Annotated in this window: 25 protein-coding genes; 10 read left to right on the top strand and 15 right to left on the bottom strand. The window is 54.5% G+C overall.

The genetic code is table 11. The features are described from left to right. Nucleotides 1-159 precede the first annotated feature (159 nt). Nucleotides 160-891, top strand: coding sequence for an arginine ABC transporter substrate-binding protein (locus tag GBC03_21255; GenBank protein QFS72547.1), 732 nt, complete (start codon nucleotides 160-162; stop codon nucleotides 889-891). Between the two features lie 112 nt (nucleotides 892-1003). Here the strand turns inward: GBC03_21255 and rlmC are convergent, their stop codons facing one another. The 10 genes from rlmC to GBC03_21305 all read right to left on the bottom strand — a co-directional run bounded on the left by rlmC (nucleotide 1004) and on the right by GBC03_21305 (nucleotide 9757). Next, entirely contained in the window at nucleotides 1004-2131 is a 1128-nt protein-coding gene (gene rlmC / locus GBC03_21260) for a 23S rRNA (uracil(747)-C(5))-methyltransferase RlmC (protein QFS72548.1), read from the bottom strand. 40 nt (nucleotides 2132-2171) lie between these two features. After that, entirely contained in the window at nucleotides 2172-2660 is a 489-nt protein-coding gene (locus tag GBC03_21265; GenBank protein QFS72549.1) for a DUF2593 family protein, read from the bottom strand. 59 nt (nucleotides 2661-2719) lie between these two features. Next, nucleotides 2720-3565, bottom strand: a complete 846-nt coding sequence (potI, locus tag GBC03_21270; GenBank protein QFS72550.1) for a putrescine ABC transporter permease PotI — start codon at nucleotides 3563-3565, stop codon at nucleotides 2720-2722. Next, the gene (gene potH / locus GBC03_21275) at nucleotides 3562-4515 is read right to left on the bottom strand and encodes a putrescine ABC transporter permease PotH (GenBank protein QFS72551.1); all 954 of its coding nucleotides are present in this window, start codon (nucleotides 4513-4515) and stop codon (nucleotides 3562-3564) included. The genes potI and potH overlap by 4 nt, the downstream gene beginning before the upstream one ends. A gap of 9 nt (nucleotides 4516-4524) precedes the next feature. Further along, the gene (gene potG / locus GBC03_21280) at nucleotides 4525-5658 is read right to left on the bottom strand and encodes a putrescine ABC transporter ATP-binding subunit PotG (GenBank protein ID QFS72552.1); all 1134 of its coding nucleotides are present in this window, start codon (nucleotides 5656-5658) and stop codon (nucleotides 4525-4527) included. A gap of 97 nt (nucleotides 5659-5755) precedes the next feature. Continuing rightward, nucleotides 5756-6868, bottom strand: a complete 1113-nt coding sequence (potF, locus tag GBC03_21285; GenBank protein ID QFS72553.1) for a spermidine/putrescine ABC transporter substrate-binding protein PotF — start codon at nucleotides 6866-6868, stop codon at nucleotides 5756-5758. Nucleotides 6869-7230: 362 nt separating this feature from the next. Then, nucleotides 7231-7707 carry a YbjN domain-containing protein gene (locus tag GBC03_21290; protein QFS72554.1) on the bottom strand — a complete coding sequence of 159 codons (477 nt, stop codon included), beginning with the start codon at nucleotides 7705-7707 and terminating at the stop codon, nucleotides 7231-7233. 89 nt (nucleotides 7708-7796) lie between these two features. Continuing rightward, a complete protein-coding gene (rimK, locus tag GBC03_21295) occupies nucleotides 7797-8699 on the bottom strand; it encodes a 30S ribosomal protein S6--L-glutamate ligase (protein ID QFS72555.1) in 903 nt (300 codons plus the stop codon). 64 nt (nucleotides 8700-8763) lie between these two features. Then, on the bottom strand, nucleotides 8764-9486 hold the full coding sequence (nfsA, locus tag GBC03_21300; protein QFS72556.1) for a nitroreductase NfsA: 723 nt from the start codon (nucleotides 9484-9486) through the stop codon (nucleotides 8764-8766). Further along, the gene (locus GBC03_21305) at nucleotides 9470-9757 is read right to left on the bottom strand and encodes a DUF1418 family protein (protein ID QFS72557.1); all 288 of its coding nucleotides are present in this window, start codon (nucleotides 9755-9757) and stop codon (nucleotides 9470-9472) included. The genes nfsA and GBC03_21305 overlap by 17 nt, the downstream gene beginning before the upstream one ends. 172 nt (nucleotides 9758-9929) lie before the next feature. On the opposite strand from GBC03_21305, the gene GBC03_21310 reads away from it, so the two are divergent. Further along, nucleotides 9930-10193, top strand: coding sequence for a GrxA family glutaredoxin (locus GBC03_21310; protein QFS72558.1), 264 nt, complete (start codon nucleotides 9930-9932; stop codon nucleotides 10191-10193). Between the two features lie 54 nt (nucleotides 10194-10247). Here GBC03_21310 and GBC03_21315 read toward each other — a convergent pair whose 3' ends face one another. Next, complete coding sequence (locus GBC03_21315; GenBank protein QFS72559.1) at nucleotides 10248-10610, bottom strand: hypothetical protein; 363 nt, start codon at nucleotides 10608-10610, stop codon at nucleotides 10248-10250. A 267-nt stretch (nucleotides 10611-10877) separates the two neighbouring features. Here GBC03_21315 and GBC03_21320 point away from each other — a divergent pair, with 267 nt between their 5' ends. Beyond that, nucleotides 10878-12563 (top strand): transporter, encoded by a 1686-nt coding sequence (locus tag GBC03_21320; GenBank protein QFS72560.1) that lies wholly within the window; start codon nucleotides 10878-10880, stop codon nucleotides 12561-12563. 241 nt (nucleotides 12564-12804) lie between these two features. After that, nucleotides 12805-13602, top strand: coding sequence for an SDR family oxidoreductase (locus GBC03_21325; protein ID QFS72561.1), 798 nt, complete (start codon nucleotides 12805-12807; stop codon nucleotides 13600-13602). Between the two features lie 7 nt (nucleotides 13603-13609). On the opposite strand, the gene GBC03_21330 is transcribed toward GBC03_21325, so the two are convergent. Continuing rightward, nucleotides 13610-14146 (bottom strand): TetR family transcriptional regulator, encoded by a 537-nt coding sequence (locus GBC03_21330; protein ID QFS72562.1) that lies wholly within the window; start codon nucleotides 14144-14146, stop codon nucleotides 13610-13612. A gap of 83 nt (nucleotides 14147-14229) precedes the next feature. Between GBC03_21330 and GBC03_21335 the strand changes: the two genes are divergently transcribed. Next, entirely contained in the window at nucleotides 14230-15438 is a 1209-nt protein-coding gene (locus GBC03_21335) for an MFS transporter (protein ID QFS72563.1), read from the top strand. Continuing rightward, entirely contained in the window at nucleotides 15439-16251 is an 813-nt protein-coding gene (locus GBC03_21340; GenBank protein QFS72564.1) for a Cof-type HAD-IIB family hydrolase, read from the top strand. A gap of 89 nt (nucleotides 16252-16340) precedes the next feature. Here the strand turns inward: GBC03_21340 and GBC03_21345 are convergent, their stop codons facing one another. Continuing rightward, a complete protein-coding gene (locus tag GBC03_21345; protein QFS72565.1) occupies nucleotides 16341-17573 on the bottom strand; it encodes an MdfA family multidrug efflux MFS transporter in 1233 nt (410 codons plus the stop codon). Between the two features lie 293 nt (nucleotides 17574-17866). Between GBC03_21345 and ybjG the strand changes: the two genes are divergently transcribed. Further along, complete coding sequence (gene ybjG, locus GBC03_21350; GenBank protein QFS72566.1) at nucleotides 17867-18475, top strand: undecaprenyl-diphosphate phosphatase; 609 nt, start codon at nucleotides 17867-17869, stop codon at nucleotides 18473-18475. A gap of 71 nt (nucleotides 18476-18546) precedes the next feature. After that, on the top strand, nucleotides 18547-19305 hold the full coding sequence (deoR, locus tag GBC03_21355) for a DNA-binding transcriptional repressor DeoR (GenBank protein QFS72567.1): 759 nt from the start codon (nucleotides 18547-18549) through the stop codon (nucleotides 19303-19305). A gap of 49 nt (nucleotides 19306-19354) precedes the next feature. Here deoR and dacC read toward each other — a convergent pair whose 3' ends face one another. Beyond that, nucleotides 19355-20557, bottom strand: coding sequence for a serine-type D-Ala-D-Ala carboxypeptidase (gene dacC, locus GBC03_21360; protein QFS72568.1), 1203 nt, complete (start codon nucleotides 20555-20557; stop codon nucleotides 19355-19357). A gap of 246 nt (nucleotides 20558-20803) precedes the next feature. Here dacC and GBC03_21365 point away from each other — a divergent pair, with 246 nt between their 5' ends. Together GBC03_21365 and GBC03_21370 are read left to right on the top strand one after the other, a co-directional pair. Then, nucleotides 20804-21430, top strand: a complete 627-nt coding sequence (locus tag GBC03_21365; GenBank protein QFS72569.1) for a glutathione S-transferase — start codon at nucleotides 20804-20806, stop codon at nucleotides 21428-21430. A gap of 225 nt (nucleotides 21431-21655) precedes the next feature. Continuing rightward, the gene (locus GBC03_21370; protein ID QFS72570.1) at nucleotides 21656-22735 is read left to right on the top strand and encodes a 1,4-beta-xylanase; all 1080 of its coding nucleotides are present in this window, start codon (nucleotides 21656-21658) and stop codon (nucleotides 22733-22735) included. Here GBC03_21370 and GBC03_21375 read toward each other — a convergent pair. Beyond that, complete coding sequence (locus tag GBC03_21375) at nucleotides 22707-23834, bottom strand: PQQ-dependent sugar dehydrogenase (GenBank protein ID QFS72571.1); 1128 nt, start codon at nucleotides 23832-23834, stop codon at nucleotides 22707-22709. The genes GBC03_21370 and GBC03_21375 overlap by 29 nt on opposite strands. Between the last annotated feature and the right edge of the window lie 6 nt (nucleotides 23835-23840).

A 23840-nucleotide genomic window follows, 5' to 3' on the forward strand; every position in this document is an offset into this window, starting at 1 on the left:
GCATAAAACACAATTCAAAAGACGGACAAGTTTATAACCTGTCCGTCTTTTTTTATTTTTAACAAAATAGTTAATCGTTTTTATTGCATATAAATTCAATTGCTGGCATTGTAAATCCATGCCGCAGAAACGGCGCCTCATCATAACGGGAGTCCAATCATGAAAAAGTTAGTTCTGGCCGCATTACTTGCCTCTTTTGCCGTCGGCGCCTCTGCCGCTGAAAAAATCAGCTTCGGCGTCTCTGCGACCTATCCACCGTTCGAATCTATGGATGCGAATAACCAAATCGTCGGTTTCGACCTCGATCTGGCAAAAGCCTTGTGCAAACAGATGCAGGCAGAATGTACTTTCACCAACCATGCGTTTGACAGTCTGATCCCGGCACTCAAATTCAAGAAATATGACGCGGTGATTTCCGGTATGGATATCACGCCGGAGCGGAGCAAGCAGGTGGCGTTTACAGCCCCCTACTATGCCAACTCGGCGCTGGTAATTTCGAAGAAAGGGACTTACAAAACCTTCGCCGATCTGAAAGGCAAACGTATCGGGATGGAAAACGGCACCACCCACCAGAAGTACTTGCAGGATAAGCATCCGGAAGTGAAAACGGTGGCCTATGACAGCTATCAGAACGCGTTTATCGACCTGAAAAATGGCCGTATTGATGGCGTGTTCGGTGATACCGCGGTGGTGAACGAGTGGCTGAAAACCAACCCACAACTGGGGCCAGCAACCGAGAAAGTGACCGATCCGCAGTACTTCGGCACTGGTCTCGGCATCGCGGTTCGCCCGGACAACAAAGTGCTGCTGGAGAAACTGAATGCGGCACTGGTGGCCATTAAAGCTGACGGGACTTACCAAAAAATCAACGATCAGTGGTTCCCGCAGTAAGTCGAGTCGCTGGTGGTAGAATGCCTGATGACGCTACGCTTATCAGGCCTGGAATATCTGCACCGCTCATAGGCCGGATAAGGCGCCAGCGCCGCCATCCGGCAAACCGTGACTAGTCCCTCAACAACAATGTCAGCACTTCATAATGCGCGGTATGTGGGAACATATCGAACAGCTGTACCCGTTCAATACGGTAGCCCGGCAACGCGGCAATGTCTTTTGCCATCGTCTGCGCATTACAGCTCGAATAAATAATGCACTGCGGCGCCATCTGTCCCAGATAATCGCAGAGCGGTTTGCCGATACCGCGCCGCGGCGGATTCACCAGCACCAGTTCCGGCACCGCCCCTTGCCCGGTGGCAAACTGCGTGGAATCCAGCGCCTGAAAATGAAGATTGGTTAAGCCCAGTTCCAGCGCAGATTGTCTGGCACAGGCAATGGCTTCCGGCGCGATTTCAATTCCAGTCAACTGCATGTCCGGCGTCGCGCAGTGCAGGCCAAAACCACCAACGCCGCAGAACAGATCCCACATGTGGTTCACCGGCAGCTGTCGCACCCAGTCACGCGCCGTCGCATACAACAGGCTAGCCACCGCCGGATTGGTCTGGAAGAAACTTTGTGGGCGAATCCACAGCGGCACGTCGTTAAACCGCTCCGCCAGCGCCTGCTGTTCGGTCAGGAAGATTTCCGTCTCCCCTTCCATAATCGCCATATGCACCGGCTGGAGATTAACGCTGATGACCTTCAGCTGCGGCAGTTGCGTCTGCAACCACGGCAGCGCAGCGCGTAACTGCGCCAGTTTGCTTTCGGAACGCAGCACAAAGCGCAGCATCATACCGCCATCAAACTGGCTTTCCGTCAGCAGGAGGTACTTCAGTTCCCCACGCTTGCGCGCCACGTTATAAGGGGTTAATCCGGCGCGCGCAATAAACGGTTTCAGCACGGCAAACACTGGCGCAAACGAGGCGGGATAGAGCGGGCAATCGCACAAATCTTCCGGCGTCCCGTCGCGGTGCAGCATCCCCAGCAGCGGTTTCTCCACGCTGCCACTGACCACCATTTTCGCTTTATTACGAAACGCCTTTTCCGGGCCGCTAACCGGTGCGCACCATTCTCCGACCGAAAAACCGGCAAGCAGATTTTTCAGATCGGCGGTTTTGGCGGCGTGTTGCTCGCCAACGGGCTGCGTTATCCACTGACAGGAGCGACAGCGACCGGCGTCATAGAGTGCGCACTGCATACAGAAACCTTTATCTAAACAGGGGCGAGGATTATACACATTATTGTAAGCGGAAGAAGCGACGACTGGCCGCGGGCACAAACAGTAATAACAGCACCAGCATATCGGGCAATTTTTGCATCACCAGCGTACGCAGAATCTCCCGCTTTGACTCACCGGCAATGCTGAACAGCTCGGGATAGCCGTAGCCCAGCGAGGCCGCCCACAAATAGCCTGCGGCAATCACCTGTGTGAGGAGATATAGCCACCGCGCCCAGTTGCGCCCTTTCACCAATGAAAATGCGCAGCCTATCTCAACAAACACCAGCACCAGACTGCCCAGAAAAACCAGCGTCAAATTCCAGGTTTGTACGCTGCGATGGATAAACTCAACCAGTCCGCGGACGCCGAGCGTGTTAAAGATCATCAGCAGGTCGAGCCCACGGATCATAATAATGGCGAGCGCCGCCACCTGAACCAGCGCAGGCACGTTCAGGCGGGCATGTGATGAGGATGATTTTTTAAAAAATCCCAACGAGTCGTCTTCCATGAAAACAATGCCGCGACGAGCGCGGCATTGTGTAGCCAGGTTGACCGATTTTAGTGTCTTCAGTCGCGTCTTGCACGTTGGATATCGCGGATCCGCTGTTTTTCCGTACGAGCCATCAGATACCAGGCGATAAAACCGACAATTCCGACCACGCCGAGGATCAGCGTCGCCAGGGCGTTGATTTCCGGATTAACGCCCATCCGCACGCTGGAGAAGACCAGCATGGGTAACGTGGTTGCGCCCGGCCCGGAGACAAAGCTGGCAATGACCAGATCGTCCAGCGACAGCGTGAATGCCAGCAGCCAGCCGGAGACCACCGCCGGCATAATCATCGGCAGCGTAATCACAAAGAACACCTTCAGCGGCGTCGCCCCCAGATCCATCGCCGCTTCCTCAATGGAGCGATCCAGTTCGCGCAGGCGCGATGAAATCACCACCGCCACATACGCCGTACAGAACGTGACGTGCGCCAGCCAGATGGTCAACATTCCACGATCCGACGGCCAGCCAATCGCGTGGCCCAGCGCAACAAAGAGCAGCAGCAGTGAGAGCCCGGTGATCACATCGGGCATAACCAGCGGCGCGGTTATCATAAAGGCAAAGCCGTTCGACCCGCGAAAGCGGCCAAAGCGCACCATCACCACCGCGGCAATGGTGCCGAGTATCGCCGCCATGGTCGCTGCACAGGCGGCGATAGTCAGACTCAGCCCCACCGCGCTCATCATCGCGCTGTCGCGGAACAGTTCGCCGTACCAGCGCGTTGACCATCCTGCCCACACCGTGACCAGTTTGGAACTGTTAAACGAGTAGATGACCAGCATCAGCATCGGCGCGTACAGGAAAGTAAACCCGAGCACCAGAATCACAATACGCCAGGGTGAACGAATTACCGGTAAGTTGTTCATCCGTGGACCCCTCCGCTTTTTTGCTGATGTTTGTGGAACCACATAATCGGTACGATCAACAGCAGCAGCATGACAATCGCGACCGCAGACGCCACCGGCCAGTCGCGGTTGTTAAAGAACTCTTGCCACAGCACGCGCCCAATCATGATGCTGTCCGGCCCGCCGAGCAGTTCCGGGATAACAAACTCCCCAACCGCCGGAATGAACACCAGCATAGAACCGGCAATAATGCCGCCTTTGGTCAACGGGACAATCACGCTAAAGAAGGTTTTCAGCGGGCGCGCGCCCAGATCCAACGACGCTTCCACCAGCGAATAGTCAATCCGCGTCAGTGCGGTATAAATCGGCAGCACCATGAACGGCAGATAGGCGTATACAATGCCGATATACACCGCCAGATTGGTGTGCAGAATGGTCAACGGCTGGTCGATCACCCCCAGCCACAGCAGAAAGTTATTCAGCACGCCATTATTTTTCAGGATCCCCATCCACGCATACACGCGGATCAGAAACGAGGTCCACGATGGCAGGATCACCAGCAGCAACAGAATATTACGCGTTGACGGCTTGCTGTGCGCCACCGCCCATGCCAGCGGATAGCCCAGCAGCAGACAACAAAGCGTCGAAATCCCTGCCACCTGTAGCGACTGCAAATAGGCGTCAAAGTAGAGCGGATCGTCCGTTAGCTGCAGGAAGTTACCGAGATTAAGGGTGACAGACAGTTGGCCGTCGGCCCACGCCATCAGTTCGGTATACGGCGGGATCGCCCGCGCCATTTCCGCGAGACTGATTTTAAAGACGATCAGAAAAGGCAGCAGAAACAGCAGGATAAGCCAGACGTAAGGCAGCGCAATGACCAGCTTGCGCCCGTGTTTCATCTGCACGCGCGCCAGCCAGAGCGTAAAGCCGCCCGGCTTTTCCACGCGTGCCGGAGGTTTAAATGTACTCATCTTCGCTCCTTAAACCGTCAGCACCACACAGCTGTCCGCATCCCAGCACAAACGCACCTCATCGCCCCAGGTCGGCAGACCTTTGCGATAACGGTGGGCATTCTGCAACTGAGCACTGATCATCTGTCCGCTTTTCAGGCGAACGTGATAAATGGAGAGATCGCCAAGATAGGCAATGTGCACCACTTCTCCCACGGCGAAGTTAAATCCGTCGGCGGGCGGCTCGTCGCACAGCATGATTTTTTCCGGGCGCAGCGCCACGTGCACCGGCACGTTGTCCACCACCGACGCATCCGGATCGACCTTCAGTGGATGCACCAGACCTGGGGAATACAGCACCAGACCGTCATCCTGCCGCTCTTTGATAACCCCCTCAAAAACGTTGACCGAGCCGATAAACTCCGCGCTGTAGCGGGTGGTCGGATGCTCATAAATCTCTTCAGGCTCACCGATTTGCACGAACTTGCCACGGTTCATGATGGCAATACGCCCGGCCATGGTCATCGCCTCTTCCTGATCGTGCGTCACCATCACGCAGGTCGCGCCGACGCGCTCAAGAATATCGACCACTTCAAGCTGCATACGGTCACGCAGTTTTTTATCCAGTGCGCCCATCGGCTCGTCGAGTAACAGGAGTTTGGGACGTTTTGCCAGACTTCGCGCCAGCGCCACGCGCTGACGCTGACCGCCGGAAAGCTGATGCGGTTTGCGTTTGGCGAACTCCTGCATATGCACCAGACCCAGCATCTCTTCAACCCGGCTGGCGATTTCCGCTTTCGGCAATTTGTCCTGCTTCAGGCCAAAGGCGATATTCTGTTCCACCGTCATATGAGGAAACAGCGCGTAGGACTGAAACATCATGTTGATGGGCCGCAAATAAGGCGGCACCTGGGACAGGTCGACGCCGTCCAGCATGATTTGTCCGGTAGTGGGTTGTTCAAACCCTGCCAGCATGCGCAGCAGCGTGGATTTTCCACAGCCGGATGCGCCCAGCAGGGCAAAGATTTCGCCTTTATAAATAGTCAGACTCACGTCATCAACCGCGTGCTGACCGTCGAAAGATTTGGTCAGATTGCGGATTTCGAGGAGCGGCGTCAGCGCTTTACGGGTTTTCGCCTGCGGGCGTGGGGTGGCATCATTCACGGGGTGCTCTCCGGCAGAAACAAATCATGGTGCAAACGCACCCAAAAGGTGCGTTTTGCCGGGCAGCGCAGCGCATACCCGGCGCTTCAACGGCGGATTATTTACCGCTCTTCACCTTGGTCCAGGCACGCGTACGGACGCGGTCAATCTTCGGATCCTGAACTTTCAGGGTAAACATTTTCGCGCGCACGTCGGCTGGCGGATAAATGCCTGGATTATCACGCACTTCAGGGCTCACCAGCGCCGTCGCCTCTTTGTTAGCATTGGCGTAGAACACGTGGTCAGAGATATGGGCAATCACGTCCGGGCGCAGCAGATAGTTGAGGAACTGATAGGCCTCGTCTTTATTTTTAGCATCTGCCGGCATCGCGAAGACGTCAAAGAAGGCCATTGCCCCTTCCTTCGGAATTGAGAAGGAGATATTGACGCCATTTTTCGCCTCTTTCGCCCGGTTAGCCGCCTGCCAGACATCCCCTGCCCAGCCAATCGCCACGCAGGTATCGCCGTTAGCCAGGTCGTTGATGTATTGCGAGGAGTGGAAGTAACGGATATTCGGACGCAGCTTAAGCAGCAGATCGGTGGCAGGCCCCGTGTAATCGTCCGCTTTGGTGCTGTTCGGATCTTTACCCAGATAGTTCAGCACGGTAGCAAACACCTCTTCCGGCGCATCGAGGAAAGAGACGCCGCAGCTCTTCAGCTTTTCGAGATTTTCCGGCTTCAGCACCAGATCCCAACTGTTGACGGGCGCATCAGCACCGAGTACCGCTTTCACTTTATCGACGTTATAGCCAATACCGGTGGTCGCCCACATATACGGCATGGCGAATTTATTGTCCGGGTCATGTTTGGCGACCAGTTTCAGCAGTTCCGGATCGAGGTTTTTCCAGCCCGGTAGTTTGCTCTTATCCAGCGGCTGAAAGACACCTGCCGTCAACTGACGCTCAAGGAAGCTCGCGGAAGGCACCACCAGGTCAAAACCGGTGCTGCCGGCCATCAGTTTGCCTTCCAGCACTTCGTTGGAGTCAAAGACGTCATAGACCACTTTGATACCGGTCTCTTTCTCAAAATTAGCCACCGTATCCGGCGCTATATAATCAGACCAGTTATAGATATGGAGTGTTTTTTGTTCCGCAGCGAGCGTGCCGACAGAGACGGCCATCAGAGCACCCGCAACCAGACCCGATAGCCATTTTTTATTTAAGGCGGTCATAATCTCTTTCCTTATCAAAGTTCGTTAACAAACGAACCAAAAAGTTGCACTCAATGCTATGCAAGAAACGTGCATAGTTTGTCATTCGGCAAAAACCAGGAAGAGTGGACGCTCCCCCGACCGTTATTGCTCGCTGTAATTAAGCTTCGCAAGAATAACTTTAGCCAGGGTTTCAGGCTATAGCCCAGATTAAAAAACGCCTTTTATCAATTTTTTATGCAATTTATGTCTATGTGATAAAGCGAAACGGCGGGAAAGGAGGTGAATAATTCTTTAAAGAAAGGTTAAATGCAGTATAAAAGAACGTAAACCGCAGCCGCTCTGGCAGCGACTGCGCTATACGGTCAGACTTCAAGTTGAAATCAGTGAAGAAAATGGCTCTCAGCGCTACTTTTTTGCGTGTCTTCTTCGGCGGTAAACAGCATCTGGTGCGCGCCTGCTTCCAGAATGACCATGGATATCTGCTCTTCGCTCTGGCGTACGAACCATTCGAACTGCGCGTAAGTCACCCCCTGCATAACGGATAAAGACTGGCAAACCACCAGCTTTGGCAGATTATCATCCTGCATATCCAGAAACGCTTTTACGGTGAGGGAGCTGGCATTAATGGCAGACAGATCCGCCGCCAGTGGCAGTAACGCAGAAGGCCTCACTTCCGCCATCGCAGAAAACAGCAGCGTATTGTCGACGAGATCTAATTTTGCATCATAGATGCCGTCAAAATTTTGCATGTGAGGTAAATGCAGTGCCTGACAGGTATCACATTCAAAAAAACTCATGCCCAGGTCGTCGAGCCATTGCCGCAACGTATCCAGAGTGGGAACGACCAATTCTGTCATAATAATGTGCTACCTCTTACGATGAAAAAATACCGGCACAGCTTACGCAAAAAGCGTTCGTCATTCCACGATCATCGGCGATATTAAGACTAGCCGCCCGTTTTGAGACAAAATTCAGCCGTCGCGTGGCGTTCGATCCACTGAATCATCCGCCCGGCGATATCGATGCCGGTGGTTTTTTCGATCCCTTCCAGACCCGGAGACGCATTCACTTCCATCACCAGCGGGCCGCGCTCGGCGCGTAAAATATCGACACCGGCGACGTCAAGCGCCATCGTCTGTGCGGCTTTTATCGCAATCTCTCGCTCACGGGGGGTAATGTTGGCAATGCAGGCCACGCCGCCGCGATGAAGATTAGAGCGAAAATCGCCGTCCTTCGCCCGTCGCTCAATGGCGGCAACCACCTCATCACCCACCACCAGGCAGCGAATATCGCGACCTTTGGCCTCTTGAATATATTCCTGCACCAGAATATGGGCGTTAAGCCCCCGAAAGGCATCCACGACACTCTCAGCGGCCTGACGGGTTTCTGCTAACACCACGCCAATCCCCTGCGTTCCTTCCACCAGCTTCACCACCAGCGGCGCACCGCCGACCATATCGATCAAATCGCTGGTGTCATCGGGCGAGTGCGCAATGCCGGTAATCGGGAGATCGATGCCCTGCCGCGCCAGCAACTGCAACGAGCGCAGTTTATCGCGCGCGCGGGTAATCGCCACGGATTCATTTAGCGGATAGCTACCCAACATCTCAAACTGGCGCAGCGCCGCCGTGCCATAAAAGGTGATAGCCGAGCCGATACGCGGGATGACGGCATCAAAATGAGGCAACTTGCGTCCTTTATAGTGAATCGAGGACGCAGCCGGATTGATGTTCATATAGCAAGAAAGCGGATCGAGTATTTCGACCAGATGGCCACGCTTCATCGCTGCTTCACGCAGGCGCTTACACGAGTAGAGCGTTCCATCCCGGGACAATATGGCAATTTTCACCCTGCACCTCTCTGCATAACCCGATCAAAAAAAATCCCGAGTATCATACACAGCGGCGGAATTTTTAGCGCGTGGCCCAACCCTGTTTATGCAAATATTCCAGGATAAAGGGACGATTTTCCTTAATCAGCGTGCGGCGAATATGATCGCTCCAGGTGTCACGGCGATTATTGCTGCCGCGGCTGAGATAATATTGCGCGAGCTGTTCGTCATAGTCCGCCAGCGCGTCTGTGTCGAGCGGCTGATAGTGGTTCTCATGCATCACAATCGCCGCAGGCAGGCGCGGCTTCAGATCCGGATTATCGGCAGGCCAGCCCAGACACAGCCCAAACAGCGGCAATACGTGTTTTGGCAGCGCCAGCAATTCAGTGACGGCCTCGATGTTATTGCGCAGTCCACCGATATAGACACCGCCCAGCCCCAGCGATTCCGCCGCCGTCAGCGCGTTTTGCGCCATCATCGCGGTATCCACCACCCCCAGCAGCAGTTGCTCTGCAAGACCTAATTGCGCTTCAGGGCAAATCTGCAGATGGCGATTGAAATCCGCGCAGAAGACCCAAAACTCAGCAGCCTGCGCGACGTGCTGCTGCCCCCCGGTTAATGGTACCAGCGCGTCACGTAGCGCCGGATCCGTAATACGAATTATTGACGTGCACTGCAAAAAACTGGAGCTGGACGTCGCCTGAGCGGCGGCCAGAATCGCCTCTCGCTGTTCAGACGTAATCGGTTGATCGGTGAAATGACGAATCGAACGGTGATGACGCAGAAGGTTAATGGTTGGAGTCATTCTCTTTTTCTCTGTCTGAATGGGATGAATTAGATGGGGCCTTCATTAGCTGTGGCGCGAGCCGCTGCGCGACTTGCCAGACAAACGCCAGCGCGGCGGGGATCATCAACAGTACACCCAGAAAAAGCATGACAACGACCGCGAGCGAGGTGTTAAACGGTGCGGGTAGTGTCAGGTAGTGGTTCAGCGACAGCAAAGCCAGCGCCAGAAGCACCATCCCCACTATTTCCAGGATCAATACACTTTTCGGTAACGCGCCAATTGTACGCACAGGAAGCCCTCTTTTGTGAGACATAGTGTAAGGCGTTCAGCGTGAATGTATTTAACAGATATAGACTAAATGTATTGAAGTAAAAGGTGCAACCTACTGTTCAAGGCTGACGATTGGCGTCATCATAGCAGTCATTCGCCGTCAGGCTTTGAGTTCGAGGAGAGAGACTACAATGTTCACCGTTATTTTTGGTCGCCCGGGTTGCCCTTACTGTGTTCGCGCAAAAGAACTGGCAGAGAAACTGAGCAACGAGCACGAAGATTTCAACTATCGCTACATCGACATCCACGCGGAAGGTATCACCAAAGCGGATCTGGAAAAGACCGTTGGCAAACCGGTTGAAACCGTACCGCAGATTTTTGTTGATCAGAAACACATTGGCGGTTGTACCGATTTTGAAGCCTGGGCGAAAGAGAATGTGAATCTGTTTGCTTAACCGCAGTGACAGATGCAAAAACGCCCTCTCAGGAGGGCGTTCGTTACTTTAACGCTACCGCGGTCTGAACAGACTGCTGATGAACAGGAAACACAAGGCACCCAGCGCACACCAAAACACCGCGCTGAATAACCATGCCATCTCCTGCCACAGCGAGCGAGTGGGCGTAAAGAAAAACCGCATGAGTAGCAGGCAACAAGGCGCTGCAACCATCGCACCGAGAAGCGGTTTGACTATTTCCCGACGTTGAGAGCAGTAGCTGGCCACCGCACCTGGCAACGTAAAAAACAGTAGCCCCATTTCTGGATGCCCGGTTGCCCGGAATGCCCCCCTCATGTGCATTGCCAGTGAAAGGCAGACGACCACAAAGAGCACAAAGCAGCAGACCGCGCTTGCCCAACCATGTTTATATTTCAATCATTTCTCCTGACACTGTCTCTATCAAGCACACTTTTCGCCAATGGCGTCCAGTCAGATAAAGCCGTTCAGCATTCCGTGCTAAAATACGCCAACACGATTCTTATAGCCGTTGATACGTAATGAGATTAAACTAGCCAAATATATTGTTGTGTTGCTTATATTCGGGGTGTGGATATGTCACAATCCCCTTAATTGATGGCAAAAACAGTAGCCCAAATTACTATTTCTTTCAACAGCTTACTCGTAAACAAGAAGTTAGTCTCCGTGAATATAAACGTCGCCGATTTGTTAAATGGGAATTACATCCTGTTATTATTTGTTGTACTGGCTCTTGGCCTGTGTCTCGGTAAATTGCGCCTGGGTTCTGTCCAACTGGGTAATTCCATTGGCGTTTTAGTCGTCTCTCTCTTATTAGGGCAACAGCATTTCACTATTAACACCGATGCACTAAATCTGGGCTTCATGCTGTTTATTTTTTGTGTCGGCGTCGAAGCGGGTCCTAACTTTTTTTCCATTTTTTTTCGGGATGGGAAAAATTACCTGATGCTGGCTCTGGTAATGGTCGGCAGTGCGCTGCTGATCGCCCTGGGGCTGGGTAAGCTGTTTGGCTGGGACATCGGCCTAACGGCCGGTATGCTGGCTGGCTCAATGACGTCCACCCCGGTTCTGGTCGGTGCTGGCGATACGCTACGCCATTTTGGGATGGAAAGTGCACAGCTTTCCCGGGCGCTGGATAACCTGAGTCTGGGCTATGCGCTAACTTACCTGATTGGTCTGGTCAGTCTGATCGTCGGCGCACGCTATCTGCCTAAATTACAACATCAGGATCTGCAAACCAGCGCCCAGCAGATTGCCCGTGAACGCGGTCTGGACACCGACACGAACCGGAAGGTGTACCTGCCGGTCATTCGCGCTTACCGTGTCGGTCCTGAACTGGTGGCCTGGACCGACGGAAAAAACCTGCGTGAGCTTGGCATTTACCGCGCGACCGGTTGCTATATTGAACGCATCCGGCGCAATGGTATTCTGGCAAACCCGGATGGCGATGCGGTATTGCAAATGGGCGATGAGATTGCGCTCGTCGGTTATCCGGATGCCCATGCCCGTCTCGACCCCAGCTTTCGTAACGGCAAAGAGGTCTTCGACCGCGACCTGCTCGACATGCGGATCGTTACGGAAGAGATCGTGGTGAAAAACCACAATGCAGTGGGACGCCGTCTTGCCCAACTGAAGCTCACCGACCACGGCTGCTTCCTGAACCGCGTGATTCGTTCGCAGATTGAAATGCCAATTGATGACAACGTGGTACTCAACAAAGGCGACGTATTGCAGGTCAGCGGCGACGCGCGTCGCGTGAAAACAATCGCAGACCGTATCGGCTTTATCTCAATTCACAGCCAGGTGACCGATCTGCTGGCCTTCTGCGCATTCTTCATTATTGGTCTGATGATCGGCATGATCACCTTCCAGTTCAGCAACTTCAGTTTCGGCATTGGTAATGCGGCAGGGTTGCTGTTCGCCGGGATCATGCTGGGCTTCCTGCGAGCCAACCATCCCACGTTTGGTTATATCCCGCAGGGCGCGCTGAATATGGTGAAAGAGTTCGGCCTGATGGTCTTTATGGCGGGCGTTGGCCTAAGCGCGGGCAGCGGCATCGGCCATGGTCTGGGGGCGATCGGCGGTCAGATGCTGATTGCCGGGCTGGTCGTCAGTCTGGTGCCGGTGATCATTTGCTTCCTGTTCGGTGCCTATGTTCTGCGCATGAACCGGGCACTCCTTTTTGGTGCCATGATGGGGGCACGTACCTGCGCACCGGCGATGGAAATCATCAGCGATACCGCGCGCAGCAACATTCCGGCACTCGGTTACGCGGGCACCTACGCGATAGCCAACGTGCTGCTGACGCTGGCAGGGACACTCATCATCATCATCTGGCCAGGCTTAGGATAAAACTGAAGTTGCCCCTTAAGCGAAAATTTTTTGCAGATACGTAGAACTTTTCCTCAAGGCGTCAGTCATAACTATTGCCACTGCTTTTCTTTGATGTCCCCAATTTGTGGAGCCCATCAACCCCGCCGTTTTGGTTCAAGGTTGATGGGTTTTTTGTTGTCTGAAATTCATCCCCCGTCCTTGCACCCCGCCATTCATCACCCATACTTCCTGATTATCGGCCCGTGAAGGTGAATGCCTTATGTTGCTTAAAAACAAAGTCGCTGTGATTTTTGGCGGTAGCGGCGCTATCGGAAGCGCCGTGGCGCGGAATATGGCGCGTGAAGGGGCGCGGGTTTATCTGGTCGCTCGCGGTCAGGAAAAACTGGATCGCGTGGCGCATGAAATTCGTGCCGCAGCAGGAACCGTTGATACCGCCCTCATCGATGTTCTCGACGAGCAATCGATGAGGACGCAAGTAGCAGAACTGGCGAGCAGGAGCGGCGGCTTCGATATTGTCGTCAATGCCACCGGTTTTATGCACGACCAGGGTAAGGAGGTCGCGGAATTAACCCTGGACGAGTTTATGCAGGGGATCCGCCCCTTCCTCACCGCTCAGTTCACTATCGCAAAAGCCGTTACGCCACATATGGGAGGTCAACGCGCGGGGGTGATTCTCAGCGTCGTCGCGCCCGCAGGTGCGATGGCGATCGCAGGCCATTCAGGTCACATTGTGGGCTGTGCAGGAGCAGAAGCGTTTGTTAAAGCTCTGGCTGCCGAACTCGCCCCCAGAAATATCCGCGTCATCGGTATTCGTTCCCATGCGATCGTCGATGCCGTTAAGGCCGGTTCTTATACCGGTGAGATTTTTGCCGCAAAGGCGCAGGAAATGGGATTAACAACAGAAGAATGGCTGGGAGGGGCAGCGCAAAGCACAATGCTCAAACGCCTGCCAACGCTTGCAGACATCGCCGCGCTCATGAGCTTTCTGGCCTCGGATAACGCCAGCGCCATGACGGCAACCATTGTGAATATGACCGCCGGCGCCACGACAGGATAACGGAACCTCACCCGGCGATACGTTTAACCATCAGTAGGATCTCTTCGCGCGTCATCGGTGTCCGGTCGGTCACAAAATGCAGCGTCATCCCTTCAATAAAGGCGTCCAGCGCACGCGCAGTACCCGGTTCGAACCACCGGGAGAGCGTTTGCTGGCTGCGCTGCATCCAGTTTTGCATCACCGTTTTTAACGCAGGTTTGCGATTGGCAAAGGCATACAGTTGATACATCAGTTCCATATTATCCGGCGTGGTAACCTGAGAACTGTAGATCATGTCGGCGATCGCGTGACACGCCCCCTCTTCGTCCGGAACCTGCGTAAAAAAGTCCTGATACTGCACGGACATCGTCTGCGTAAACTGCGTGAATGCTTCGGTCAGCAACTCTTCGATGCCGGAAAAATAGTAGGTCAGCGATCCCAGTGGCACGCCGGCCATCGCGGCGATTTTTCGGTGCGTCACTGCATGAATGCCATGCACTTTCACTGCTTCCAGCGTCGCGGCAACGATTTTCTCTCGCCGCTGCGGATCGTTAGCACGTCGCACGTTTATTCCTCTCAACAGGTTTATGTACAAATGTACACAAGCTTGATAATGTTGTCTTCTCTCTTTTATGCCGATCTGGAATTATGACTGCCATCTCTTCACGCAAAGCCCTGCAACGCCGAACCTGGGCACTTTTTATGTTCTTCTTTTTGCCCGGCCTGCTTATGGCCTCCTGGGCCACACGTACGCCAGCCATTCGTGACACGCTCTCGGTCTCGACGGCGGAAATGGGGGCGGTGCTGTTTGGCCTCTCAATAGGTTCGATGAGCGGTATCCTTTGTTCGGCCTGGCTGGTGAAACGATTTGGCACGCGCAAAGTGATTCGCACTACGATGTCCTGCGCGATTGTGGGGATGCTGGTGCTGAGTCTGGCGCTATGGTTGACCTCCCCACTGTTGTTTGCGCTGGGTTTAGGTGTGTTCGGTGCCAGTTTTGGCTCCGCGGAAGTGGCGATCAATATTGAAGGGGCGGCCGTCGAACGGGAGATGAACAAAACCGTGCTGCCGATGATGCATGGATTTTACAGCTTCGGCACGCTGGCGGGCGCGGGCGTCGGGATGGCACTGACGGCCTTTGGCGTCGCGGCAACCACCCATATTGTGCTGGCCTCGCTGGTGGCGATTGCGCCGGTTTTTATTGCGATCAAAGCCATTCCCGACGGAACAGGCAAAAACGCCAGTGACGGTTCTCATCCCGAAGAGAAAGGCGTTCCCTTCTGGCGTGATATTCAGTTGCTGCTGATTGGCGTTGTGGTGCTGGCGATGGCGTTTGCTGAAGGCTCCGCCAACGACTGGTTACCGCTGCTGATGGTGGACGGCCACGGGTTTAGCCCAACGTCAGGTTCACTGATTTACGCGGGCTTCACGCTCGGGATGACCGTCGGGCGCTTTACCGGCGGCTGGTTTATTGACCGCTACAGTCGCGTGGCGGTGGTGCGCGCCAGCGCCCTGATGGGAGCGCTTGGAATCGGTTTGATTATTTTCGTCGACAGCGCCTGGGTGGCAGGCGTCTCCGTGGTACTGTGGGGCCTGGGGGCATCGCTCGGCTTCCCGTTAACGATTTCAGCGGCCAGCGACACGGGGCCGGATGCGCCCACGCGCGTCAGCGTCGTGGCAACCACCGGCTATCTGGCATTTCTCGTTGGCCCTCCGCTGCTGGGCTACCTCGGTGAGCACTACGGCTTACGCAGCGCCATGCTGGTGGTGCTGGCGCTGGTGCTGCTGGCCGCAGTTGTCGCCAGAGCCGTTGCTAAACCACATTCAACTACGCAATCTGCGATGGAGAAGGGATAAATGGGTATTAAGTTAATTGCAGTCGATATGGATGGCACCTTTCTGAGCGATCAAAAGACCTATAATCGCGAACGTTTTCTGGCGCAGTATCAGCAGATGAAGGCACAGGGTATTCGTTTTGCGGTCGCCAGCGGCAACCAGTATTACCAGCTTATCTCTTTCTTTCCCGAGATTGCCCATGAGATCTCCTTTGTCGCGGAAAACGGCGGTTGGGTGGTGAGCGAAGGTCAGGATATCTTCAATGGCGATCTGGCGAAGTCCGACTTTACCGCCATTGTCGATCATCTGTTGACCCGTGCCGACGTAGAGATCATCGCCTGCGGTAAGAACAGCGCGTATACCCTGAAAGCGTACAACGACGAGATGAAAGCCACTGCGGGTATGTACTATCACCGCCTTGAGTTCGTGGATGACTTCGACAATATCAATGATGTGTTCTTCAAATTTGGCCTCAACATCTCTGACGATCGGATCCCGGAAGTTCAGCAAGCCCTGCACGACGCCATTGGCGATATCATGGTACCCGTTCACACCGGCTATGGCAGCATCGATCTCATTATCCCCGGCGTACACAAAGCGAACGGTCTGCGCCTGCTCCAGCAGCGTTGGGGAATTGATGATAACGACGTGGTGGTGTTTGGCGACGGCGGCAACGATCTTGAAATGCTACGCCAGGCGGGCTTCAGTTTTGCGATGGAAAATGCGGCGGATGTGGTGGCGAAGGCCGCGAAATACCGCGCAGGCTCGAACAACAAAGAAGGTGTCCTGGACATCATTGATTGCGTGCTGAAGAACGACGCGCCGTTTAATTAACGCCTGCCAGGTCTAAAATAGCGTCATTCACCAGGCCGGATAAGGTGTTTACACCGCCATCCGGCTTTATTGCCTGATAGCGGGCACCATTACCCTTCCCGCGTATTTCCGACCTGTTTATCTTTCAGGAAGATAAACATCAGCAGCAGCCACAGGATACCGTTTGCCAGGTTAAACAGGCTGAACAGGCCGTTTCCTCCGCCCAGCCAGGCGTATTTGCTCAGCTCAATTCCGACGGTAAAGATCAGCATTTGCAGCATCCCCATCGCCGCAGAAACCGTGCCTTTACTCATGTCGCTGGCGAACAGCGTGAGGCGCACCAGTCCGGCGTTTGCCACGCCGATGCCGAAAGCGTAAACGCTCAGTCCTGCCGTCATCCACAGGTAGGCGTGAGACGCGACCACCGTTGCCGCTGCGGCGATAACCAGCCCGAGCACAATCGGCCAGCCGCCCATGATGATGAGCGAACGCACCGTACGTCGCGAGGTCAGGCGCGCCAGCACCAGATTCCCTGCAATCAGCGCACCAAAAATCGGTACCTGTAGCAGGCCATACTCGTAGCTACTGAGCTGCTCACCGCTGATGATGATAATCGGCGACTGGGCAATCCAGGCCAGCAGCGGCAGGCTGACAAATCCCAGCGCCAGCGCGCCGGCGACAAAGCGACCATTCTTCAGCACCAGTTTGTAATCGCTGCCCAACGCCTTCAGGGACAGCGGTTCGCCGATTCGTGTGGCCGTCTCCGGCATCGCACGCTGCAGGCCAAAGAAGGCGACTGCCGCCAGTGCCGCGAACAGCACAAACATGCCTTCCCACGGCAGGACATGCACCCAGGCGGCCCCCACCAGGGGTCCCAGCAGCGGCGCTATTAGCGCGACGTTCGCCATCAGCGCCGTGATTTTGATACACACCGCCTCTTCAAAGGACTCCTGAATGGCCGCATAGCCCACTGCGCCAATGAAGCACAGGCTGATACCCTGCAAAAAACGCAGCAGCGTAAACTGTTCAATGCTTTGCGCCAACAGCGTGGCCAGACAGGTCACAATAAACCACACTACGCCCGCTAACATCACCGGACGGCGACCTATTCGATCCGACAACGGCCCTAGCAGCCATTGCAGAAACATCCCCCCGGCCAGATAGGCGGTCATGGAGGTCGGAACCCAGTCTATTCCCGCCTGAAATTGTTCCACCACCGCCAGCATGCCGGGTTGGATCATATCGTTGCCAATGTAGGTGGAAAATTCGTAGAGCACCAGACAGAGAGGGAAAAGCAGCGCCTGACGTCCAAGACGGGCACCTTGTTGTAAACGGTTTTGCATGCAATCTCTTCGACAGTAAAAATCGCGCAAAGTGTAATGAAAGTGCCTCACCTGAGATAGTGAATTATGTCTGGTAAAGGCAAAATGCGCACATTTTTACACGCTCATTGAAAATCCGCCCCTGGGTTTAAGGTTAATCTAAGTTACTGCTGCTACTCTGGGGTAAATCGCGAGCGGTGTCTGAAACACCTTCAATTTACAGGTAAATAAGACTATCCCTCTTTACCCCGAGGATGGACACTTTTATTCTCGCCCTGCCTGGATATTCATTAAACGTACTGAGTCTGAATGCTATGCTGGAAAATATTAACTATTCGCTGTTCTACTTAATCAATGCCACGCCGGACTCGGCATCGTGGATGATTTCCCTTGCCATTTTTATCGCCAAAGATCTGATTAACAGCGTCCCGCTGTTAGCCGTTGTCCTCTGGCTGTGGGGACCGCGCGAACAGGTTTGCGCACAGCGGCAGATGATCGTCAAAATGGCGATGGCGCTGGTGGTCAGCCTGCTGGTGTCCTGGGTAATGGGACATCTGTTCCCGCACGACCGTCCGTTTGCCGATCACATTGGCTATAATTATCTCCAGCATGCGGCTGATGACTCGTTCCCCAGCGATCATGGCACGGTGATTTTCACCTTCGCGCTGGCGTTTTTGCTCTGGCATCGTCTCTGGTCCGGCGTTCTGCTGATGGCGCTGGCCGTGACCATCGCCTGGTCCCGAGTGTATCTCGGCGTACACTGGCCGCTCGACATGCTCGGCGGACTGCTGGCGGGGATGATCGGCTGTCTGAGCGCGCAGATTTTGTGGCAAAAATTCGGCCCGGCCCTCTATCGTGGCCTGCAATATTGTTACCGTATCTGCTTCGCCCTGCCGATTCGTAAAGGCTGGGTGCGTGACTAAACGAAGGAAAAAAGAGTAATATTAGGCACTCTGTAGCGGACAGAGCGCTTAATTATTCATCCAGGGGAATTATGGAAACACGTCGCGAAGAGCGTATTGGTCAATTGCTGCAGGCGCTGAAACGCAGCGATAAGCTCCATCTTAAGGAAGCCGCGACCCTGCTGGGCGTCTCTGAAATGACCATTCGTCGCGACCTGAATAACAACAGCGCGCCGGTGGTGCTGTTAGGTGGTTATATTGTGCTGGAACCCCGCAGCGCCAGCCACTATCTGCTCAGCGATCAAAAGTCCCGTCTGGTGGAAGAAAAGCGTCGCGCGGCGCAACTGGCAGCAAATCTGGTGCAGCCACATCAAACGCTGTTTTTTGACTGCGGCACCACCACACCGTGGATCATCGAAGCTATCGATAATGACATCCCGTTTACTGCTGTCTGCTATTCCCTGAATACGTTTCTGGCGTTGCAGGAAAAACCGCTCTGTCGGGCGATCCTCTCTGGCGGCGAATTCCACGCCAGCAATGCGATTTTCAAACCGCTTGATGCCAGGGAAACGTTAAACACGATCTGTCCGGATATTGCCTTCTACTCGGCGGCGGGCATCCACATCAGTAAAGGGGCGACCTGTTTTAATCTGGAAGAGTTGCCGGTGAAACACTGGGCGATGTCGATGGCTCAGTACCACGTGCTGGTGGTTGATCACAGCAAATTTGGTAAGGTCCGTCCGGCGCGGATGGGGGATTTAAAGCACTTTGACGCGGTGATCAGCGACAGTTGCCCTGACGATGAATTTGTCAGCTTCGCCAAAGCACAGCGGATTACGCTGATGTACTAATTGCCGCTTGCCGGACAGGCGTCAGCGCTATCCGGCAATCCACAAACGCTTAAGAGAACCAGCTACCGAACCACTGATGGAATTTCATCAGCACGAAATCCCACATCCGGCCAAAGAACCCGCCCTCTTCTACCGCTTCCATCACGATCAGCGGACGCTGTTCAATCGACTTGCCGTTCAGTTGGAAATCAATGGTCCCAACCACCTGGCCTTTTTTCAGCGGCGCGGTGAGTTGCGGTTCGGTCAGCGTAAAGCTGGCTTTCAGGTTTTTCAACTGACCACGCGGAATGGTCACGGAACCGGCTTCACCCGCCCCCAGGTTCACCTCACTCTTGTCACCAAACCAGACGCGCTGGGTCACAAAGGTGGCATCCGGTTTGATAGGCGTTACGGTCTCAAAGAAGCGGAAGCCCCAGGTCAGCAATTTTTCTGATTCATTAAAACGGATACGGTCGGTTTTGGTGCCCAGCACAACCGAAATAAGCCGCATATCCCCCTGGGTGGCCGACGCGACCAGGTTGTATCCGGCTCCCGCCGTGGTGCCTGTTTTCATGCCATCAACGTTAAGGCTGGAACTCCAGAGCAGACGGTTACGGTTGGGCTGGCGAATCTTGTTAAAAGTGAACTCTTTCTCTTTATGAATCGCATACTCTTCCGGTACATCATGGATCAGCGCTTTACCCAGCAGCGCCATGTCGCGCGCGGTGCTGAACTGGCCCGGCGCATCCAGACCGTGTACCGTCTGGAAAGTGGTGTTTGTCAGCCCGAGCTTTTTCGCATAGCCGTTCATCAAACCGATAAACGACTCCTGGCTGCCCGCAACATAGTCTGCAAGCGCGATACAGGCGTCGTTGCCGGACTGAATAATCACGCCTTTATTGAGATCGGAAACCGCCACCTGATCGCCAGGTTTCAGGAACATGACCGAGGAGCCGCGCAGCGCCGGGTTACCGGTCGCCCAGGCGTCTTTGCCTATCGTCACCATGTCGGTCAGTTTAATTTTCCCTGCTTTTAGCGCCTGTCCCACCACATAGCTGGTCATGATTTTCGTCAGACTGGCAGGATCCAGCTTCTCATCGGCATTGCCTTCTGCCAGTACCTTACCGCTGGAGTAATCCATTAAAATCCACGCGCGCGCATCGACGCCTGGCGCGTCAATCGTCTGTTCCGCCGCCATCACCGTTGGCGCGAAGAGAAATAAAAGTGCTGAACCCGCTGCGAAATTACGAAGGGAAGAAACGTATTGCGTCATAAATGCCACCCGAGTATCCATTCAAAAAATATACGTCATACCACCGTATAATAAGTGCGGTGAGTAATAACGCACTAAGAAGCGTAAGGGAACCGTAAGTTGGTAAAGTTTTTAAAGTTTATGCAATAACCCCTCGCTACGCTGCAACTGAGAGGAATTTTTTGTTGGCTGTTGCGTAAATGTTGGGTTTATCTCACCATGTGGAGTGAACGCAGCCCTGAGGCTGTCCATTTTTGAGGGGTAATTATGATTACGCTGTGGGGCAGGAATAACTCAACCAACGTCAAGAAAGTGTTGTGGACGCTCGAAGAACTGGAATTGCCGTTTAACCATATCCTGGCGGGAGGACAGTTTGGCCTGAACCACGACGCAGACTATCTGGCGATGAACCCAAACGGTCTGGTGCCTTTGCTGCGTGATGATGAAAGCGATCTGCTGCTGTGGGAATCCAACGCCATCGTACGTTATCTGGCTGCACAGTATGGACAAAAACGTCTGTGGGTCGAGTCTCCGGCGCGTCGGGCGGAAGGCGAAAAATGGATGGACTGGGCTAATCAAACCTTGAGTCCGGCGCACCGCGTGGTGCTTTTTGGTTTAGTGAGAACGCCGCCGGAACAGCGCGATCGCGCCGCCATTGATGCGGGAGCGAAGCGCTGCGACGAGCTGTTTGCAATCCTCGATGCAGCACTGGCTAACCAGCCCTGGTTTTCAGGTAACGAGTTTGGCACCGGTGATATCGCCATCGCCCCGTTCGTCTACAACCTGTACAACGTGGGGCTGACGTGGACGCCGCGTCAGCATCTTGAGCGCTGGTACCAGCAACTCAGCGAACGCCCGGCATTTCGTAAAACGGTCATGATTCCGGTCAGCTAAGTCATTCAGGTGCGCGGTCTGCTGCCGCGTGCCTGTGTTCCGTCAAAATCATCATTCACGCTTATCATTTTTTTCTTTATATTTCATCACATTATCCTTCCACGACTCCCTCTCAGAATACGGTACTGAATTCGTGAAGCGCTTTGCAGAAAGTCGCTGCGGCCATTGCCGCAAATTCGAAACTCATAAACATTAGCGAGCAAACTATCTGCATGGAGACCAACGATGCCACAACAATGGAGTACCGCCCGGGCGCAGTCCTGGTATCAACATCATGGATGGGCGTGCGGGTTCAATTACCTGCCACGAACCGCCGTCAACTGGAACGAGATGTGGCAGGCCGACACTTTCGATTTACCGGTCATTGAGCAGGAACTCGCCTGGGCGGAACGCTACGGCTATAACGCCTTACGGACCAACCTGCCGTTTATCGTCTGGCAGCACGACCGGGAGGGGTTACTGTCACGGATTGACGCGTTTCTGGAAGTCGCCGCGCGTCACCAGATTCAGGTGATGATGACGCTGATGGACGACTGCGGCTTTTCTGGCGATGAACCGTGGTTCGGTCCGCAAAAAGCGCCTACGCCGGGAGTGCATAACAGCCAGGCGGCGGCCAGCCCAGGCAGAGCCATCGTGATGGATCCCGACCAGTGGCCGCAGGTTGAAGCTTACGTTCACGATATCCTCACGCACTTTTCCCGCGACACGCGCATTGCAATCTGGGATTTGTACAATGAACCCGGCAACCGGGGGATTTTCCTCTCCCCGCAAGAGTATGCCGAAGCGGATGTGGCGCTGGAAGAGTATGCTCTGCAATTGGTGCGAGCCGTTTTTCGCTGGGCGCGCAGCGTGGATCCGTTGCAACCGTTAACCGTCGGTGCATGGCATGTGGATCATGAACGCTGGGGAACGCTTAAGCACCCGATCGACGTCGCTGCGCTGGCGCTCTCGGATATCATCAGCTATCACGCCTACGTGCCTGCCGCCAGGCAGTCGGACATTTTGCGCGCCCTTTCGCAGTTTAATCGCCCGGTGCTGTGTACCGAGTGGCTTTCACGCCATACCCACTGCGTGTTCAGCGAACAGCTTCCCCTTTTTAGCGCTTTTGATACAGGTTGTTATCACTGGGGACTGGTGCAGGGAAAAACCCAGACCTGGATCCCCTGGCCTGGTGTGAATCAATCTCATCCGGTTCCGCAATCACTGTGGTTTCACGATGTTCTGAAACCGGATGGCACGCCCTGGTGTGAGGAGGAAATGCAACTGGTGAAACGGCTTACGGATTCCCGGCGGAACGGGGACTGACTTTAAGTAACTCGCCGTCGGACTCGTCGGTTAACACGTACAGATAACCGTCAGGCCCGACGCGTACATCACGGATCCGCTGCCTCCGTTCTCCCAGAATACGTCCGTCTTCAGTCACCTTATTGCCGTCAACGCTCATCACAATCACATCCTGATCCTTCAGTGCACCAATAAACAGTTTCTTGTGCCATTGGGGGAACGTCTCGCGGTTATAAAATGCCATTCCGCTGACGGCAGGTGATTTCTGCCAGTAGAAAATGGGCTGTTCGGTGCCTGCTACCTTTTCGCCCTGCGCTTCCGGGATCTTAAGCCCGCTGTAGTTGATACCCCAGGTCGCCAGCGGCCAGCCATAGTTTTTCCCTTTTTCAGGGATATTGATCTCATCCCCGCCGCGCGGCCCGTGTTCGTTCAGCCACAGCACATCGCTCCACGGATTCATCGCCATCCCCTGCGGGTTGCGAATGCCGTAAGACCAGATTTCCGCACGCGCCCCCGGCTGATTGACAAACGGATTGTCCTGCGGGATTTTCCCCTGTTCGGTCAGACGCACCACTTTACCCTGCAATTTATCGAGATCCTGCGCGGTCGACCGCTGGTTGTTTTCTCCCAGTCCAATGAACAGGTAGCCCTTGCCATCAAAAACCAGCCGCCCACCGAAATGGTTGCCGGTTGACAGTTTTGGCATCTGGCGGAAGACGGTCTGGAAGTTTTCCAGTCGCGAAAGATCGTCGCTAAGTCGACCATAGCCCACCGCGGTTCCTGCCTTACCCTGCGTATCGGCCTGCGCAAAACTGAGCCAGACGCGTCGCGACTGGCTAAAGTCCGGCGCCAACGCCACGTCCAGAAGGCCGCCCTGACCGTTCGCCCAGACCTTAGGTACGCCAGGGATCGGATCAGAAAGCCCTTTACCTGCCTGCCAGTGGCGCAACTGTCCGCCCTTCAGGGTGATAAGCATGCCGTTGTCGCCTGGCAGAAAGGCCAGCGCCCACGGATGGTCAAGTTTGGTTTGCAGCACCTCGACATTAACCCCAGGCGTTTCAGCCTGCGTAAACCAGGGAATAATGCACAATGGAATTAAAGGGATAAGCGAGCGACGCATAACGCC

This window comes from Citrobacter telavivensis (genome assembly GCA_009363175.1).
In the GTDB taxonomy this organism is placed as follows: Bacteria; Pseudomonadota; Gammaproteobacteria; order Enterobacterales; family Enterobacteriaceae; genus Citrobacter_A; species Citrobacter_A telavivensis.